The organism is Actinomadura sp. ATCC 39365 (assembly GCF_054392275.1).
On sequence record NZ_CP184335.1, the window covers coordinates 6,079,901 to 6,096,794 of the forward strand.

Annotated in this window: 17 protein-coding genes and 2 pseudogenes; 12 read left to right on the forward strand and 7 right to left on the reverse strand. The window is 69.6% G+C overall.

Going from position 1 to position 16,894, the window contains the following annotated elements; all coding sequences use genetic code 11:
* Positions 1–124 precede the first annotated feature (124 nt).
* A pseudogene (locus tag ACNF49_RS29680) lies at positions 125–1,388 on the reverse strand (IS256 family transposase).
* 223 nt (positions 1,389–1,611) lie between these two features.
* On the opposite strand from ACNF49_RS29680, the gene ACNF49_RS29685 reads away from it, so the two are divergent.
* The gene (locus ACNF49_RS29685) at positions 1,612–2,448 is read left to right on the forward strand and encodes a phosphotransferase (RefSeq protein ID WP_482939540.1); all 837 of its coding nucleotides are present in this window, start codon (positions 1,612–1,614) and stop codon (positions 2,446–2,448) included.
* Positions 2,449–2,558: 110 nt separating this feature from the next.
* Here the strand turns inward: ACNF49_RS29685 and ACNF49_RS29690 are convergent, their stop codons facing one another.
* The gene (locus tag ACNF49_RS29690; RefSeq protein ID WP_482939541.1) at positions 2,559–2,810 is read right to left on the reverse strand and encodes a hypothetical protein; all 252 of its coding nucleotides are present in this window, start codon (positions 2,808–2,810) and stop codon (positions 2,559–2,561) included.
* Here ACNF49_RS29690 and ACNF49_RS29695 point away from each other — a divergent pair.
* Together ACNF49_RS29695 and ACNF49_RS29700 are read left to right on the forward strand one after the other, a co-directional pair.
* Positions 2,809–4,200, forward strand: a complete 1,392-nt coding sequence (locus ACNF49_RS29695) for a LuxR C-terminal-related transcriptional regulator (protein WP_482939542.1) — start codon at positions 2,809–2,811, stop codon at positions 4,198–4,200. The two genes, ACNF49_RS29690 and ACNF49_RS29695, sit on opposite strands and share 2 nt — an antisense overlap.
* A gap of 171 nt (positions 4,201–4,371) precedes the next feature.
* Positions 4,372–4,797: a Tn3 family transposase gene (locus tag ACNF49_RS29700; RefSeq protein ID WP_482939543.1), complete on the forward strand. Its 426-nt coding sequence runs from the start codon at positions 4,372–4,374 to the stop codon at positions 4,795–4,797.
* Positions 4,798–4,877: 80 nt separating this feature from the next.
* On the opposite strand, the gene ACNF49_RS29705 is transcribed toward ACNF49_RS29700, so the two are convergent.
* Complete coding sequence (locus ACNF49_RS29705) at positions 4,878–5,084, reverse strand: hypothetical protein (protein ID WP_482939544.1); 207 nt, start codon at positions 5,082–5,084, stop codon at positions 4,878–4,880.
* Positions 5,085–5,104: 20 nt separating this feature from the next.
* A complete protein-coding gene (locus tag ACNF49_RS29710) occupies positions 5,105–5,758 on the reverse strand; it encodes a TetR/AcrR family transcriptional regulator (RefSeq protein ID WP_482939545.1) in 654 nt (217 codons plus the stop codon).
* A gap of 132 nt (positions 5,759–5,890) precedes the next feature.
* On the opposite strand from ACNF49_RS29710, the gene ACNF49_RS29715 reads away from it, so the two are divergent.
* The 3 genes from ACNF49_RS29715 to ACNF49_RS29725 all read left to right on the forward strand — a co-directional run bounded on the left by ACNF49_RS29715 (position 5,891) and on the right by ACNF49_RS29725 (position 9,151).
* On the forward strand, positions 5,891–6,853 hold the full coding sequence (locus tag ACNF49_RS29715) for an alpha/beta hydrolase (RefSeq protein ID WP_482939546.1): 963 nt from the start codon (positions 5,891–5,893) through the stop codon (positions 6,851–6,853).
* Positions 6,854–6,863: 10 nt separating this feature from the next.
* A complete protein-coding gene (locus ACNF49_RS29720) occupies positions 6,864–7,841 on the forward strand; it encodes an aldo/keto reductase (RefSeq protein WP_498703197.1) in 978 nt (325 codons plus the stop codon).
* A 260-nt stretch (positions 7,842–8,101) separates the two neighbouring features.
* Positions 8,102–9,151, forward strand: a complete 1,050-nt coding sequence (locus ACNF49_RS29725) for a MalY/PatB family protein (RefSeq protein ID WP_498703198.1) — start codon at positions 8,102–8,104, stop codon at positions 9,149–9,151.
* A gap of 554 nt (positions 9,152–9,705) precedes the next feature.
* On the opposite strand, the gene ACNF49_RS29730 is transcribed toward ACNF49_RS29725, so the two are convergent.
* Together ACNF49_RS29730 and ACNF49_RS29735 are read right to left on the reverse strand one after the other, a co-directional pair.
* Entirely contained in the window at positions 9,706–10,074 is a 369-nt protein-coding gene (locus ACNF49_RS29730) for a hypothetical protein (protein ID WP_482939549.1), read from the reverse strand.
* Positions 10,075–10,147: 73 nt separating this feature from the next.
* Positions 10,148–10,864 (reverse strand): TetR/AcrR family transcriptional regulator, encoded by a 717-nt coding sequence (locus ACNF49_RS29735; RefSeq protein ID WP_482939550.1) that lies wholly within the window; start codon positions 10,862–10,864, stop codon positions 10,148–10,150.
* A gap of 182 nt (positions 10,865–11,046) precedes the next feature.
* Between ACNF49_RS29735 and ACNF49_RS29740 the strand changes: the two genes are divergently transcribed.
* From ACNF49_RS29740 to ACNF49_RS29760, 5 genes and pseudogenes are all read left to right on the forward strand, one after another.
* Positions 11,047–11,790, forward strand: a complete 744-nt coding sequence (locus tag ACNF49_RS29740) for a siderophore-interacting protein (protein ID WP_482939551.1) — start codon at positions 11,047–11,049, stop codon at positions 11,788–11,790.
* A 19-nt stretch (positions 11,791–11,809) separates the two neighbouring features.
* Positions 11,810–12,913, forward strand: coding sequence for an FAD-dependent monooxygenase (locus ACNF49_RS29745; protein WP_482939552.1), 1,104 nt, complete (start codon positions 11,810–11,812; stop codon positions 12,911–12,913).
* Complete coding sequence (locus tag ACNF49_RS29750) at positions 12,913–13,350, forward strand: DUF6640 family protein (RefSeq protein WP_482939553.1); 438 nt, start codon at positions 12,913–12,915, stop codon at positions 13,348–13,350. Before ACNF49_RS29745 ends, ACNF49_RS29750 begins: the two co-directional genes overlap by 1 nt.
* A 196-nt stretch (positions 13,351–13,546) precedes the next feature.
* Positions 13,547–14,544 (forward strand): annotated as a pseudogene (locus tag ACNF49_RS29755) (IS481 family transposase).
* A 21-nt stretch (positions 14,545–14,565) separates the two neighbouring features.
* Positions 14,566–15,168: a recombinase family protein gene (locus tag ACNF49_RS29760; RefSeq protein WP_498703847.1), complete on the forward strand. Its 603-nt coding sequence runs from the start codon at positions 14,566–14,568 to the stop codon at positions 15,166–15,168.
* A gap of 300 nt (positions 15,169–15,468) precedes the next feature.
* On the opposite strand, the gene ACNF49_RS29765 is transcribed toward ACNF49_RS29760, so the two are convergent.
* Complete coding sequence (locus tag ACNF49_RS29765) at positions 15,469–15,681, reverse strand: hypothetical protein (RefSeq protein ID WP_482939555.1); 213 nt, start codon at positions 15,679–15,681, stop codon at positions 15,469–15,471.
* A gap of 244 nt (positions 15,682–15,925) precedes the next feature.
* On the opposite strand from ACNF49_RS29765, the gene ACNF49_RS29770 reads away from it, so the two are divergent.
* Positions 15,926–16,834: a hypothetical protein gene (locus ACNF49_RS29770; RefSeq protein WP_482939556.1), complete on the forward strand. Its 909-nt coding sequence runs from the start codon at positions 15,926–15,928 to the stop codon at positions 16,832–16,834.
* Positions 16,835–16,894: the final 60 nt, after the last annotated feature.

Here is a 16,894-nt window from a genome sequence, read left to right on the forward strand (position 1 = left end):
CGGACAAAGGCCCCTCTACCGCTCAATTCTGTGCGCAGCCTCAAAGGCCCTCCTGGCCGGGGAACCCGCCAGCAGCGTCGGGCGGGAGTGTCAACTTAACGGCTGATCTTGGTTGTTGAATTGTTCAGAGGTTGGCAGGGGTAAGGCGGCCTTCGAAGGCGATCTGGAAGGCGTTCAACGGTGCCTTCCAGCGCATGGTCCATCTCTTGCGGCCCCGCCCGGTGGGATCGAGGCTCATCAGGGCCATGAACACACACTTCAGGGCGGCGGTCTCGTTCGGGAAGCGGCCGCGGGCCCGGACGGCCTTGCGGATGCGGGCGTTGACGCTCTCGATGGCGTTGGTGGAGCAGATCACCTTGCGGATCTCGACGTCGAAGGCCAGGAAGGGCACGAACTCGGCCCAGCTGGTCTCCCACAGGCGCACAATCGCCGGGTACTTCTTCCCCCAGGTCTCGCAGAACTCATAGAACCGCTCCAGCGCCGCGTCCTCGGTCGCGGCGGTGTAGACGGGCTTGAGCGCACGTGCGATCTTGTCCCAGTCCTGCCGGGATGCGTAACGGAACGAGTTGCGCAGCAGGTGGATCACACAGGTCTGGACGATGGTGCGGGGCCAGACCGTCTCCACCGCCTGCGGCAGTCCCTCGAGTCCGTCGCAGACCAGCATGAGCACGTCGTCGACGCCGCGGTTCTTCAGCTCGGTCAGCACCGCCAGCCAGTGCTTGGCGCCCTCACCGCCGTCGCCGGCCCAGATACCCAGGATGTCGCGGTGCCCCTCGACGGTGACGGCCATGACCAGGTAGATGGGCCGGTTGGCGACGTGACCGTCCCGGATCTTGACGTTGATCGCGTCCACGAACAGGAACCGGGTACACCCGATCGAGCGGCCGGTTCCGCCATTCGGCCATGCCGTCCATGACCTTGTCGGCGATGGTGGAGATGGTCTGCTTGGACACGCTCGCCCCGTAGACCTCGGCCAGGTGGGCGGAGATCTCCCCATGGGTCAGCCCCTTGGCCGACAGGGATAGGACCATCTCCTCCACGCCGGACAGCCGGCGCTGCCGCTTGCGCACCAGCTGGGGCTCGAAGGTGCCCGCCACATCGCGCGGCACCCGCACCTCCACGGGGCCGACATCGGTCACCACGGTCTTGGTGCGACTGCCGTTGCGGCTGTTGCCGCTGTTCTTCCCGGCCGGATCGTGCCGGTCATAGCCCAGGTGATCGGTGATCTCGCCTTCCAGGGCCGACTCCAGCACCCGCTTGGTCAGCTGCTGCAGCAGGCCACCCTCACCGGTCAGCTGCAGCCCCTCACTACGGGCCCGGGTCACGAGCATCGAGATCAGCTGCTCGTCCGTCATCGAGCGGTCCGGCTCGACAGGCAGTTCGTTCATGGACAGCGACTCCACGGCGGTCTTGGACATCAAGCGTCTCTTCCTTGATCATCAGATCCGCCGTTAGTTTTACAGTCCCCCCTCTAAGCGGTGCTCGACCACCACCACCGCCGCCTGCGCCGCACCGGTCGGAGGCGGCGGGTGGCACGCTCGCTGCACAAAACCCGGTCGAGGTGAATGATCTTCGCGTCTACAGTGGAGTCGTTGTCCCCATTGTGTACGCATGATCAAGGAGGACGGCTTGGAGGCATCGAAACTCCACCGGGCCGTTGAGGCCGGACGGGCGACAGTTGCCGCGCTGGGCCTTCAGGTCGACGAAGCGGCCCTTATCACCGACTCCGACCGCATCACGTTGCGCCTGGCCCCCTGTGATGTTTTCGTCCGAGTCTCGCTCTCGGAGCATCTGGCCGGCGTGGAGTTCGAAGTGGAGGTCGCCCGGCGTCTGGCCGAGGTCGGTGGCCCGGTGGCCGAGTTGGACCCTCGGGTCGAACCCCGCGTCTATGAGCGTGACGACTTCGCCGTCTCCCTCTGGACTTACTACGAACCCGTGGGATCGGAGATCGCGCCGGCCCTCTACGCTGATGCGCTCGAGCAGTACCACGCCGCTCTGCGCCAGATCGATCTGGAGGTACCGGACCTCACCGATCGGGTCGCGGGCGCGCTGAGTGAGGTGAGCGACAGGAAGCAGACACCGGAGCTATCCGATCCCGACCGGGAGTTACTCAGCAGCACGCTCAGCGACCAGAGCACCGTCATCGGTGGCGGGAAACAGCTGCTGCACGGCGAGCCGCATCCGGGCAACCTGCTCAACACGAGGAGAGGGCCGCTCTTCGTGGACCTCGCGACGTGCTGCCGCGGCCCGATCGAGTTCGACCTCGCCCATGCCCCCGAAGAGGTCGCGGAACACTATCCGGAGGCTGACCACGACCTGGTTCGCCGGTGCCGCGTCCTCATGTGGGCGCTGATCTCGACCTGGCGCTGGCGACGGGACGACCAGTTTCCTGACCGCTCCTACTGGAGGGTGGAGGCCCTCAACCGGGTCCGGGCCGCACTCGCCTGATCAGGAGGCGCAGTCGCCGTCCCCGGCAGCAGGCGACATTGTCGGCGGCGGGGTGCGCGAAGCCGTTCTTCAACAAGGTGGCGGGTAAGAGCCGCGGGGCCAGCTCGCCATCAGGTGCGGTAGCGGCGGGCGGCGGTGTCCGGGCTGACATCCAGAACTGCGGCGATTTCGTCCCGGGTGGCACCGGCCGCTCGGTCGGCGGTGACGGCAGCGGCCAGGACGGCGCGGGCGTGGGCGAACAGGGGCAGAGCGGTGGCGGTGTAGCCGGCGATGGGCCCAGGTTTCCAGCCGGTCTGCTGGGTGGGCGGAGCGAGGTCCTCCCTGGCCGCCGCCGAGCGGGACGGCGACCTGGCGACCGTCATGTCCGCCGCGGCGGCGCTCGGCTTGTCGGAACGCGACCTGGCCGGAGCCGAAGGGGCGCTGAGGGTGAGCGGGATACGGCTCGCCTTCCGCCATCCCTTGGAGCGCAGCGCGGCCTACTACCTGGTCCCGCTGACCGACCGGCTGGGGGTTCATCGCGTTCTGGCGGAAACGAGCGCGGATCCGGTCCGCCGCCTCGGACACCTCACCGCCGCCACACTCACTCCCGACGAGCAGGTCGCGGCCGAGCTGGAAGATCTTGCACGGCGCGCCGATCCGGCGCTCGCGGCCTGCATGCTCGACCACGCGGCGCAGATCAGCCCGGTTCCGGCGGACCGGACCCGGCGCAGCAGCGAGGCGGCGAGGAACTTGCTGCGCTCCGACGACTACGAGCGCGCATTACCGCGCTTGGCCGGGCACTCCAGTGTCCGCGACGCCCTCCTCGCCGGAGACGAGCAGGCCGCCCTGGCCCTGGCGACCAACCAGATCGACGAGCTGCGCGAGCGCGGCACGCTGGGCGAGTTGCCCGGCATCCTGCGCCTGCTCGCGCAGGCCCGGATCGCGGCCGGCCAGTACGGCGAGGCCCGGACCGCCCTCGACGAGGCGGCCGAGATCGCCGGCGCCACCGGTGGGAGCGGGCCGTCCGCCGAGCTGCTGGCGGAGATCGCCGCCATCCAGGGAGACGCTTCGGGCCAGCCGGGGCTACTGGCGCTGGGGCAGGGCCGCTACGAGGAGGCGCTCCCACACCTGCAGGCGGCCTGGCGGGCACGGCCCGAGGCCATGACGGTCGCCGCCGACCTGGTGGAGGCCGCGGTCCGGGCGGGCCGGCCGGAACTCGCCGCCGAACCGCTGGACCGGCTCACTGCCTGGGCCCGGGCTGGAGGCCGGCCCTGGGCCCAGGCTGTCGCGCTTCGTGCCCGCGCTCTGGTGTCCTCCGCGGAGGAGGCGGGGGAGCTCCTGGCGAGAGCCGTCCACCTGCACGAAGGCGCAGGCCGCCCGTTCGAGCGGGCACGGACGGCGCTGCTGCTCGGTCAGTGGTTGCGACGAGCGGGACGCAAGGCCGAGTCGAGGCACCCCCTGCAGTTGGCCGCGGAACAGTTCGCTCGCCTCGCCGCCACGCCGTGGGCCGAGCGTGCCCGCGGTGAACTACGCGCGGCAGGAGCGCCGGCCATGACCGCCGCCTCGCCGGACGAGGACCCGCTCGGTGGGCTGACCCCGCAGGAGCGTCGGATCGTCCGGCTGGCCGCAGCAGGTGTCAGCAACCGCGACATCGCTGCGCAGCTCTTCCTCAGCACCCGCACGGTTGAATACCACCTCTACCGCGCCTACCCCAAGCTCGGCGTCAACTCGCGCCAAGATCTTCGCCAGAAGATCCCCCGGCGAAGTTCTTGAGCAGAAAGAGGTGCAGCTTGCCTGCTGTCCGACCCGATACGCAAGCACATCGACGGTGCTACCGGCGTCCGACCTACGGGAAGCGATTTCCAAGTCGGCTGATTCCTCCCAGGCTGGACCCACTTGTGAACGCCACGCGGTGAAGCCGATGGCCGCGATCGAGCCGGAGCGGTGCTCGGCTTCAACCTGCTGCCCCGGTTGAAGAACGTCGGGTCCGCGAGGCTGTACCGGCCGACGGCCAGGGAGGACGAGAAATGGCCGCAGCTGGCGCCGGTGCTGTCGACCAAGACGATCGACTGGGACCTGATCCGCCAGCAGTACGACCAGATCGTGAAGTACACCACCGCCCTGCGGGTGGGCACCGCCGAGGCCGAGCAGGTCCTGCGCCGCTTCACCCGTGGCAGGCCCAAGCACCTCACGTACCGGGCGATCGAAGAACTGGGCCGGGCGGTGCGTACGGCGTTCATCTGCGACTACCTTGCCGACGCCGACCTGACCGGCTCCGACAAGGAGAGCCAGGAGGTCTCGATGCTCGCCCTGCACCTGCTCCAGTCGGCATTGGTGCACGTCAACACCGTGCTCCTCCAGACATCCTGAGCGCGGAGAAGTGGCACAAGCGGCTCACCGACGCGGACCGGCAGGCCCTGTCCCCGCTGTTTTGGACCCATGTAAACCCCCTACGGCCGGTTCGAGCTGGACATGAACTCCCACCTCGAATTGGCCGCCGCCGCGGCGGCGGCCAGGGTGCCCCGGCCCCCCCGCTCCGCCCCCGGGGTGTCCACTGCCCGGTCAGCGGGCGGCCGGGCCGGTTCGGTCTGAACGACCGCCCGGCTCTCCTCGCCCTCCAGCACCGGGCCTACGGCGGTGGCGCGACCCGACCGCATGGCACGCATGGTCCAGCACGTCAGGGGATCTGGGCCTCGATGTGGGCGAGTTGGGCGGCGAGGGTCTCTTCGAATGCGGCGCGGCGGTCTGCTCCGAGGGGGCGGATGTCGCGGGCGAAGTGGGCCAGGGCGGGGAAGCGTTCGGGGTCGGCGCCGAGCACCGCGACGCGGAACTGCTCCATGGCCTGTTCGTACTCCTTGGGGGTGATGGTGCTGATGCCGGCCTCGGAGGCGATCAGCGCGGAGAGGAGGATCACGATGCGGTGGTATCGCACCGGGATCTCCTCGTCGGGCAGGCCGGACGTGCGCAGGGCCTGCAGCAGTTCCTCCATGACCAATCGGGATCCGGCGCCGCCGGCCCCATAGCGTCCCCACACCGTGGCGAGTTGGAGTTGCTCGCCGAAGGCCTCGCGCAGGCGCAGGGCCAGGGCGGTGATGCGCTGCTTCCAGTCGCCCTCGGGGCGGTAGCCGTCCATGGCGGCCAGCAGGATCCGGTCGGCAACCGCGCGCAGCAGTTCGGTCTTGTTGCGGAAATGCCGGTAGAGGCTGGAGGAGTCAGTCCCGAGCACCGCTGCGAGCTTGCGCACGCTGAACGACTCGGCGTCACCCGTGCGCAGCAGTTCCGCCGCCGTGTCCAGGATCTCCTCGGTCGACCATCGCCGTCGGCCAGTCATCTCGCCCCTCTCGTCCGAACTCAGCCTAACTTATGCACTTGGTGATGCACGCACCGCGTGCATAATGGGGGCAACGCACTGTCCAGCCACAACGGCACACCCGGCATCCGGCCGGGAGGGGGAGAAGGACACATGAGTGAGACCACCCTTGCGACACGGCCGCCGGAGCCGGACTTCTCGGCAATCACGACCGAGGAACTGCGCGCCTACCGCGACGCAGAGAACCGCTGGCGGGCGTCCGGCACGGCTCGGGCAATCCTCGGGGAACCGAATCCCGGCGCCGCGATCGTCTGGCAGCAAGTGGCACTGCCCGGCCGCGACCTCCCGGTCCGGGTGTACCGGCCGGTGTCGACGGGAGACGGCGAAGCCGGCACCCCGACCGACCTGCCACTCGTGGTCCATGTGCACGGAGGCGGCTTCGTGGGCACGGCGGCGCAGTGCGACTGGACCAACAGCCACCTCGCCGCGGGACTGCCCGCCCTCGTCGTCTCGGTCGAGCACCGCCTGCTCGCCCCCGGCAGCCCGCTCGCAAACGCCGCCGACGACGGCTGGGACGTGCTCCAGCACGTGGTGCGGCACGCCGCGCAGTGGGGCGTCGCCCCTGCGCGCGCGGCCGTCTTCGGTGAGAGCTGCGGCGCGCTGATCAGCGCGCTGGCGGCCATCCGGGCCAGGGAGGCCGGCCTGGAGCTAAAGGCGCAGGTGCTGGTCAACCCCGTGGTCGACGTGACCGAGACGATGGCCGACTACCCCTCGATCGCCGAGTACGCATACAGCCCGGCCCGGGCCCTACCGCAACTGCAGCTCATACAGCGGCTCGCCGTCCCGCCAGGAGCCGACACCGACGCGGTCTCGCCGCTGTACGCGGGCGACCTGAGCGGGCTCGCCCCGGCGCTCGTGGTCGTGCCCACCCGGGACGCTGTCGCCGACCACGGCCGCCGCTACGCCGAGCAACTGCGCGAGGCGGGGACCCCCGTGCGGCTCACCGAATACCCGGGAGCAAAGCACGCGTTCCTCGCCTTGCCCGGCGTGGAACCACAGGCTGAAGCCGCCCAGGCGGAGATCCTCGCGTTCCTCCGCGCGGCCCTGGCAAAGTGACGGAGGAACAATGCTCTTCACTCTTGGACCTGACGGCCCGGCGGTCTCCCGACTCGGCCTCGGCTGCATGAGCATGACCGGAACCTATGGCCCCGCCGACCCGCACGAGGCCTCAGCCACCCTGCTGGAGGCCCTCGATTCGGGCGTCACCATGTTCGACACCGGCGACTTCTACGGTGACGGAGCGAACGAGGAACTCCTCGGCCAGACCCTCGCACCGCACCGCGACCGCGTCGTGCTGGCCACCAAGACCGGAGTCCGCCGCACCGCCGAGGGCCTGGTCCCCGCCGGCTCACCAGGCGATCTGCGGCGTGCCTGCGAAGCGTCATTGCGCCGGCTGCGCACCGATCACATCGACCTGTACTACCTCGCCCGCATCGACCCCGCCATCCCCGTCGAGGAGTCCGTCGGTGCCCTGGCCGGGCTGGTCGCCCAGGGCAAGGTGGGCCACATCGGCCTGTCCGAAGTCTCGGCCGACACCCTCCGCCGCGCCCATGCCATCCATCCGATCAGCGCCGTCCAGACCGAGTACTCGCTGTGGGAACGCCATGTCGAACACGACATCCTGTCCACGATCCGCAGCCTCGGCGCCACCCTGATCGCCTACAGCCCTCTTGGCCGCGGCCTGCTCACCGGGGCCGTCCGCGCCACCACGCGCTATGAACCCGGCGACTTCCGTGCCACCGCTCCCCGCTACAACGGCGACGACCTCGAGGCCAACCTGACCATCGTCGACGCCATCGCCCACCTCGCCGCCGCCAAGAGCGTCACCCCCGCCCAGATCGCCCTCGCCTGGGTCCTCACCCGCGGCAGCGACGTCATCCCCATCCCCGGCAGCTCCCGCCGCCCTCACCTGCGCGACAACCTGGCCGCGCTCGACCTGCACCTGACCGCCGCCGACCTCGCCGCCATCGACGTCGCCGTCCCCGACACCGGGGCCCAGGGCGCCCGATACAGCGACCACGGCATCGCCCTGATCGACCAGTGAAGAGAGAAGCGCCGACGAACCCACCCATGCACGATCACCGCTCAGAACGATGTCGCAGGCCTTGCGCTCACTGTCCTCGCGACGATCGCCACGTACGTCGACCGCGACGCCACCCACCCGCTGGCCGATCACATCTTCTGTCGGCCCCTGAGGGACAGGAAGCCATGTTTGACGACCTTGACCTTTCATCGTTGGCCCGTCGCCCCGGAGTGAAGTGGAGCCGGGCCGAGCCGGGTGTGCTGCCGGCATGGATCGCGGAGATGGATTTCCCGCCGGCCCCCGTCGTGCAGGAGGCCCTCATGCGGTGTGTGCAGGAGGACCTGGGATACCCCTCGTGGGACGGGCGCCCCGAGCAGATCCCCCTGCGGGCCGCCTTCGCCGAGCGCATGCGCGAACGCCACGGCTGGGTGCTCGACCCCGGCCACGTCCGGGAGTTCACCGACATCAACCAGGGGCTCCAGGCCGTCCTGCGCGTTGCCACGCGCCCCGGCGACGGCGTCGCCCTGCACACTCCGGCGTATCCGCCCTTCCTGGAAACGGTGACGGGCATGGAGCGGCGCCTGCACCCCATCCCGTACGTCCTTCAGGACGAAGGCTGGGTCTTCGACGCCGAGCGGCTCGACCAGGAGCTGGCCGATGGCGGCTGCCGGGTGCTGCTGCTGGTGAACCCGCACAACCCGACCGGGCGCGTGCTACGCCGCCAGGAGCTGGAGATGGTCGCCGAACTGGTCCGGCGCCACGACCTGCTGGTCATATCCGACGAGATCCATTCCGACCTCGTGCACAGCCCGCACCGGCACATCCCCTTTGCCTCCCTGTCGTCCGAAGCGGCCGCCCGGACAGTGACTCTGACCTCCGCGACCAAGGCGTTCAACGTGCCGGGGGTACGCTGCGCCGTCGCGCACATCGGCGCGGCCGACGTGCGCGCGGCCCTTTCGGGCCCGACCCACCTGTACGGCGAGCCCAACACCTTCGGCGTAGCCGCCACCTTGGCAGCCTGGCGGGACGGTGACTCCTGGTTGTCACAGCTGCGGCCGGTCCTGGACCGGAACGCCGTGCTGGTGCATGAGGGGCTGCCGCGCGGCATCGGATACCGCGTCCCGGAGGCCGGCTTTCTCGCCTGGCTGGATTGCCGCGCCCTCGATCTCCCCACCGACCCGCACACATTCTTTCTGGAGAAGGCCCGTGTCCTGCTGAATGACGGCCGGACCTTCGGTACCGGCGGCGAGGGCTTCGTCAGGCTCAACTTCGGTACGTCACCGAACCTCCTGCGGGACATCCTGGGCCGTATGCGCGAGGCCGTGGGCTGACCGCGCCCTCCGGGCGAGCCGACCGCGGACGCCCACGCGAGTCGTCATCGGTCTCGCGGGCGGGGCGATCCGCTGCCCGCCGTGCGCGAGCGCCGCTCCGTCACCGTGACCTGCCCCTCGCACCCGATGGTGGACTCTCTCTTTGAACAGCTGGGCGGAGCGCTCCCTGTCACGGACAAGGGCGTCTTCAACGTCTTCTCCGCACTGACCGGGACGCTCACGCCCACTACACCTACCTCGCCACGCTCACCTCGTGGGCCACCGGCCATGACATTGCCCCCGACGCCGCCGACCGGTATGTGCGCGATCATCCCCACCGGCAAACGCAAAGGCCAGAACCCATCCGTCGCCAGGATTTACCGGGCGCTGGCCGAGCACGCCAAGCGGGAGGCGTATCCGGAAGCCGTCGAACAGGCCCGCGCAGACTCCTGCCGGAACGCCCCCGCCCTTTCCCCGTGTAGCGGTTGGCGGAACCGCCGGCCAACACCCAGCGCCCCAGCCCGCCTGAGGCGGACCGGGGCGTTGTCGTGTGCGGAGTCAGGTGTGGGTGTGGTTCAGCCGCAGTGCACGATGTTGAGCTTGACGCTCGTCCATGACGGCGAGATCCCCTCGACATCGAGGCACTGGCCGGGTGCCGAGATGCACACCGACCCGGCGTAGGGGCCGTCGCCGTAGGAAATGCAGGCCTCGCCCCGGCCCATCTGATGGGCCGCGTGGCCTGCACTTCCCGCATGCTCGCCATGTGCGCCGCCCCGTGCGGTGCCTTCCTCGGCAGCTGGCTGGCCACCTCGTATGACCTGCACACTCCGCTCTACGCCGCCGCCGGCCTCCTGCTCCCCATGACCGTCGTCACCGCGTCCATGACCACCAACCGCGGCGTCGAGACCGCACTGCGCAACGCCCGCCCCCAAGCCGACCAGCACCCGCCGACGAGAGCACCCTGCACACCACGTCCAGGTGACGGGCTCCTGGCGCGTTCCCGACGACCGGTCGTAGTTATGCCGCCGCGTCGTCGATGCCGAGGGTGACCGCCAGGTCGTGCAGGCACTCTTCGAAGACGGGCTCCATGTCGGTGTAGGCGAAGTCCAGTTGGTGCAGGACTTCCATGCACAGCAGCCCGTACAGCCTGATCCAGCACGAAAGGAAGACGTGGGCGGCCTCGGGCGGCAGTCGTCCGTCGATGCTGTCCGCGTAGGCGGTCAGCTGCTCGCGCAAGGAGGCGGGCAGGTCGGCCAGGTCGGGCACCGGGAACGGCTGCGTCTGCCACAGCTCGATGGTCAGGTCGAGCAGGACCTGTTCGAAACGCAGGGCGGCCTGGTGGCGCACCGAGTCCGGCCGCCGGTTGGGCGGGGCGATGGGGCTGGCGAAGATCCAGCCGAACTCGGCGGGGTGGGCGATGGCCCAGGCGCGCATGGCCCGGCAGACGGCCAGCAGGCGGTCGCCGGTCGGCGCGCCGGCGCAGGTGTCGCGGGCCTGCGCCATGGCGGCGGCCAGTTCACGGAAGAAGTCCGCGGTAACCGCGCCGACCAGCTCGTCGTGGCCGGCGTAGTAGTGGTAGAGAGCCGGGCCGCTCATGCCGACCTGCCGGGCGACCGCGTTGATGGTCACCGCGGCCGACCCCTGCTCGACCAGCAGCCTGCGCGCGGCCGCGTGAATCTCCTCCAGGGTCGCCTGGCGCAGCCGTTCCCGCCTGCTGGTGTCTGCGGACATCATCACCTCTCTTGTCATTCCGTTGACATCTTAGGGCATCTATGTTTCCTTAATGGCTCTAAATAATCTAGAGCTTGTAAGGAGCGATATGTGGTGGATCCTACTCGCGGTGATGGTGCTGGTCGCGGCCGTGTGGTGGCGGATGTCCCGGTCCGCCCACGTCCGGCGGCGCAAGGACTCCTGACATGGCCCGCACGATGCGCGACCGCTTGTTCGGCAAGTACGCCATGGAGGCGACCGTCACCGTCGCCGAGCAGGTCACCCCGGCCATGCGCCGGATCCGGCTGGAAACCGGCCAGCCTGTCGCCTTCCCCTACACCCCCGGCCAGCACATCAGGATCCAGCTGCGGGACCCGCTGTCCGTGTCGGGCATCCTGCGCCCGGCCGAGACGCTGCGTACGTACACGATCTGGGACCTCGCCCCCGGCAGGAAGGCGATCGAACTGCGCGTCCACCTGCATGCGGGCGACGGCATCGGCCTGAGGTGGGCGCGGGCGGCCCGGCCCGGAGAACGGGTGACCTTCTGGTGGCCGCAAGGCGACTTCTTCACCCGCGAGGCGGCCTATCACGTGTTCATCGGGGAGGAGACCGCCAGCGCCGCCTTCGGCCCGATGATCAGAGCGCTGGGAACGTCGGCCCGGATGTACGGCGTCCTGGAGAGCGAGACCCCCGAGCACGACCTGGCCATGCCCGGGACGCCGCCGCTGCGCCGCGTCCACCGCCACGGCGCCCCCGCCATCGCCTCCCCGGTGCTGCTCGCCGCCGTGGCCGAACTCAACCTGCCGGGCAACGCCGGAGCCGCCTACGTGGCAGGCGAGGCCAGAACCTGCCAGCTGGTGCGCGACTTCCTCGTACGCGAACGCAACTGGCCACGGACCTCGATCAAGACCAAGCCGTTCTGGGCCTCGGGCAAGCGGGGCCTGCACTGACCGTCAAGGAGAACTGAGCATGAAAGTGATCATCGCGGGAGGCGGCATCGGCGGACTCGCCACGGCCGTCGCCTTTCATCAGCGTGGCTGGCAGGTGGAAGTCCTCGAACGCGCCGCTGAGTTCACCGAGGTGGGTGCGGGACTGACGATCCAGCCCAACGGCCTGCGCGCGCTGGACGCCATCGGCCTGGGCGAACGACTGCGCGCCGGTGGGCTGGCCGGCCCGCTCGCGGGGATCCGCAGCAGGCGCGGGAACTGGCTGGTCCGCAACGACGTCGAGGGCTTGAAGCGCCGTTTCGGCCCTTGGGTGACCGTGCATCGGGCCGACCTGGTCGACCTGCTGAGAGCGGCCGTGCCGGCCGAGGCTCTGCGGCCCGGCATCGACGTCCAGCACGTGCGGCCCGACGGTACGGTCCGCCACAGCGGCGGCATCTGCACCGCCGATCTCGTGGTGGGCGCCGACGGCGTGCACAGCGTGACCCGGCGCTCCCTCTGGCCCCATCTCCCCAGGCCGCGCTACGTCGGCTACACCACCTGGCGTCTCATCGCCCCACCTCAGCCCATCGAGGCAAGCGTGGAAACGTGGGGCAGGGGCGAACGGTTCGGACAGGTGCCGATGCCCGACGGCCGCATCTACTGCTACGTGATGGCCAACGCCCAGGCCGGCTCCCACGCCGGCCTGGACGAGCTGCGCGAACGCTTCGCCCGCTGGCACCATCCCATCCCAGCGCTGCTCGGCTCCACGCACGAGGAGGCGGTGCTGCAACACGACACCCACGAACTGCCGATGCTGCCCACCTACGTCTGTGGCAACGTGGCCGTGCTCGGCGACGCGGCCCACGCCATGACCCCCAACCTGGGGCAGGGCGCCTGCCAGGCGCTCGAGGACGCAGTCACGCTCGCGCACGCGGTGGACACCCTCGGCGTACGCGCAGGGCTGGCGGCCTACGACCGCATCCGCAGGCCGCGTACCCAGCTGATCGTCCGCAGGTCCCGTCAGGCCGGCGCCGCCGCGCACTGGACCTCCACATCGCTGACCACCCTGCGGGACGCGGTCCTCCCGCTCCTCCCGAACGGCCTCTTCGCCCGCTCGCTCACCCCCGCCTACACCTGGACGATCTGATGCCCCTCCCACGAATCCTGATCATCGCCGTCGCAGCGATCACGACGGTCAGCGCCGTGCTCGCCGATCTGGCCATCCCCGGGCTCGCGGCGCAGCACGCCTTCAACCCGGCCTGGCCGCCCCACGCCAAATTCCACGACGCCCAGTACATGGTGATGACCGTGCTCCTCGGCCTCACCGGCCTGACCCTTGCGCTACGGCCAGGCCGCACCACGCTGCTGCACGCCGCCGCCATCCTGGCCACCCCGTGGCTCGGCATGATCGGTGCGCTCCTGTTCCCCGCCACCGCCACCTACGACCCGGAGTTCGCCGACCGCACTGTCTTCGTCCTCGGGCTGCACGGGCAGGTCTTCATGGCGATCGTCCTGCTCGTGGCCTTGCTGGTCGCGACAGCGGCGACACTGCGCATGCCCGTGGTCTCCGCCGCCCGGCCATGAGGGCCGGCACAGCCCTGCCTGGTTAGGGGCTCCCAACAGATCCGGCGTCCCGACGATCACCAAGCAATGGCTAGATGTACTGACCACAGAGGTTGGATACGGAGACGACGACACGATGTCGATGACCTTGTGAATGGGTGAGGGCCTTCGGTCCGGTGTGGATTGCGACATCTACACGCCGACCAGAAAGGCCCTCATGCCCCACCGTAACGCGCCGCTGACCGAACTGGGACGCCTACGCCTGGCCCGCTGTGTCGTCGAGGACGGATGGCCGCTGCGCCGAGCCGCTGAACGCTTCCAGGTCGCCGTCACCACCGCCCGCCGCTGGGCCAACCGCTACCGACTGCTCGGTGAGGCCGGCATGTGTGACCGTTCCTCCCGCCCGCATCACAGCCCCCGCCGCACCCCGACCCGGACCGAGCGACGGATCATCAAAGTACGGCTGCTGCGCCGTTGGGGGCCCGCCCGCATCGGCTACCACCTGGGCCTGCACCCCTCCACCGTGCATCGCGTCCTGACCCGCTACCGGCTCGCCCGCCTGACCCACCTGGATCGCGCCACCGGCCGTCCGATCCGCCGCTACGAACACGCCGCCCCCGGCGAGCTGATCCACGTCGACATCAAGAAACTGGGCAACATCCCCGACGGCGGCGGCCACAAGATGCACGGCCGCGCGGCAGGCAGTCGCAACAGCTCCGCCCACCGTGACCCCGACCGGCCCCGCACCCACCACGGCCGCCCCAACCTCGGCTACGGCTACCTGCACAACGCCATCGATGACCACTCCCGCCTGCCTACACCGAAATCCTGGCCGATGAGACCAAGGAGAGCGCCGCCGCGTTCTGGCAACGCGCCCATGCCTTCTTCACCACAGCCGGCATCACCGTCCGCCGGGTGCTCACCGACAACGGCTCCTGCTACCGCTCACACCTGTGGCGCGACACCCTCGCCAAAGCCGGCATCACCCACAAGCGCACACGCCCCTACCGGCCACAGACCAACGGCAAGGCCGAACGCCTCAACCGCACCCTGCTCGACGAATGGGCCTACGCCCAGCCATATGCCTCAGAGACCGAACGCCGCCAAGCCCTGCCGTCCTGGCTACACACCTACAATCACCACCGCGGACACACCGCCCTGAACGGCTTGCCACCCGCCAGCCGCGTACCCAACCTCACAGGACAGAACAGCTAGATCACCCGTTGGAGACCCGCCCTGGCGGCGGCAGGATGTGAGCCGATCTCCTCCGAGAAGATCAGCACGCGCGTGAAGGTGCGGCCGGAGTTCGCCAAGGCCATGGAGTACGTCCGCACGATCAAGTCCGCCGTCCCGCACCAGCGGGTGATCTTCACGGTGCATGAGACGAAGCGCCTGGGGCGCGGCGCGGCCGAGTTGCTGACCATCGCCGAAGAGCTGCGCCGGGCTGATATCCAGCTGGAGTTGCTGACGGGCCCGTTGCAGGGGGTGTACGACCCGTCCGGGCACGGCGCGGCGTTGTTCGCGTTCTTCGCCGGCATGGCCGAATCCGAACGCGAGTACATCCGGGAGAAGTCTCCCGAGGGCCAGGCTTCAGCCCGCGAGCGCGGCCGCCATTGCGGCCGACCGAGGGTGTTCGACGACGACATGGTCGCTTATGCGCGCAGCCTGCGTGAGCGCGGGGTCCCGGTGCCGGAGATCGCGTCCGAGCTGGTCATCTCCACGGGCAAGAACAAGGGACGTCACCCGTCGTTGGCCAGTGTCTACCGGGTGCTGGCCAACGACGGCCTCGGCACCGACACCTGCACCACCGACGCGGGCGACACCACCAGCAGCTGCTGACCCCGTACCCGCTGGACAGTAGTCTGCCCCGGCCCCGGGACTCCAGGGCCGGGGCGCTCTCTTTCCCACACCCGGCTACTGGACATTTCCGGAGGCAGATGATCACCGCAATTTCGCGGGCGGAACCACCGACGCCTGGTGGCAGCTGGGCGTTCGACTCTTTACTCCTGTCCACACCCGACCCGATCTAGACCTACCTGGCGGCTGGGGACATCTTCGGGAGCGGAGGGCCTGTGGCGGCGCCCTGCCGCCGGGCAAGCGCGCCGACGCGCTGGACTGCAGCGCCGACCACCCCACCCGTTACCACCGCGAGCGCGTCGCGGCCGAGACCGCCGCCGCGACAGCGGGCAGGTGCGCCTGGAACAGGCCCAGGCCGTGCTCGGGCCACTGGCCGCACAGATCGCCGCGGCGGCGGCCGCGCTGCACGCCGACCTGGAGCAAGCCGTCGCCGACACGCTCGCCGAGGCCCGTGCCGCCCGCGCCACTGGTGGCCTGGGAGTGGGCCCAGCACATCGCCGAGGAATGGCAGGCTCAATTCGGCCCGGCCCGGCGCGGGATTCGGGAGGTCGGCATGGTGTGGCAGCGGGGGGACATTTGTCTGCTCTGCGCTGTGCCCTCTTGATCCATTATTTGCCCTGGTAGGCCGGCTGCTACGATGCCGGCCAGCATAAATCGCCCTATCTGGGCGGGCAGAACCGTCGATTTCTCATGCGCGATCTTTCTGCACGAATTGCCGAATCCCCTCTTGGAGTTCTTCATGCGCCGTGCAGTCGCGCCCGCCGTTCTCATGCTCGCCACCCTGACCGCATGTGGCGGCGGCGAGAAGCCCGTGCCGGCGGCCTCCGCCACCCCCAGTGCTCCGGCCGCCCTGACCGAGGTCGCGGCCGTGGTGCGTGTCCTGGACACCCAGCTCACCAAGCACAAGAGTCTCAAGATGGCCGTGTCGGTGACCGGCGACGAGGCGGCCGTCAAGTCCGACGTGCTCATTCACCTGGAGGGCACGGCGACCCGGGTGGACATGACCTCCGAGGACCCCCTGTCTCCGGCAAAGAAGACGCACGTCATCCAGACCGAGGAGGCCACGTACGTGGCGGCCACGGGTGAGTACGCCGACTGGGCGAAGGGCAAGCCGTGGCTGAAGTTCGGCGAGGAGCAGAAGGGGATGGTCGGGCTGATCGCGCCCGGGGGCGCCGACAGCACCGTCGAGGACCTCGCGCGGGCCCGTGACGTGAACCTGTACGCCACCGGCAAGCTCACCTCCGCGCCGGATCCGCTCGGCACCCACTACACCGTCACCTACGACCTGGGGCAGGCGCTGAAGCAGACCGGGTCCAAGCCGTACGTGGCGGCCAACTTCGACCAGTCGCTGGCCGCCGTCAAGGCCAAGCTCGGCAAGGCGGGGCTGCAGAAGGTGATGAAGGGCGTCACCGGCCTGGGGGAGCAGTACCAGACCCGGCTTGGGGCCGCACTGGAGCAGGTGGCGCAGGGGGTCACCTGCTCCTACGACGTCTGGGTGGGCGCCGACGGGCTGCCGGCCAAGCTGGTCATGAACGTGCCGCTGGAGGGGGCGGCGGTGAAGACGGAGATGGTGTTCTCGGGCTGGGGCGCGGCGAAGGTCACCGTACCGGCCGACGATCAGGCCGCGGAGATGCCTAGCCTTTCGTAAATTCGTGGCTTTTGTCCGAGCTCTCGATGGGTCGTCGAAAGCGGCAGATCCGATCATCAA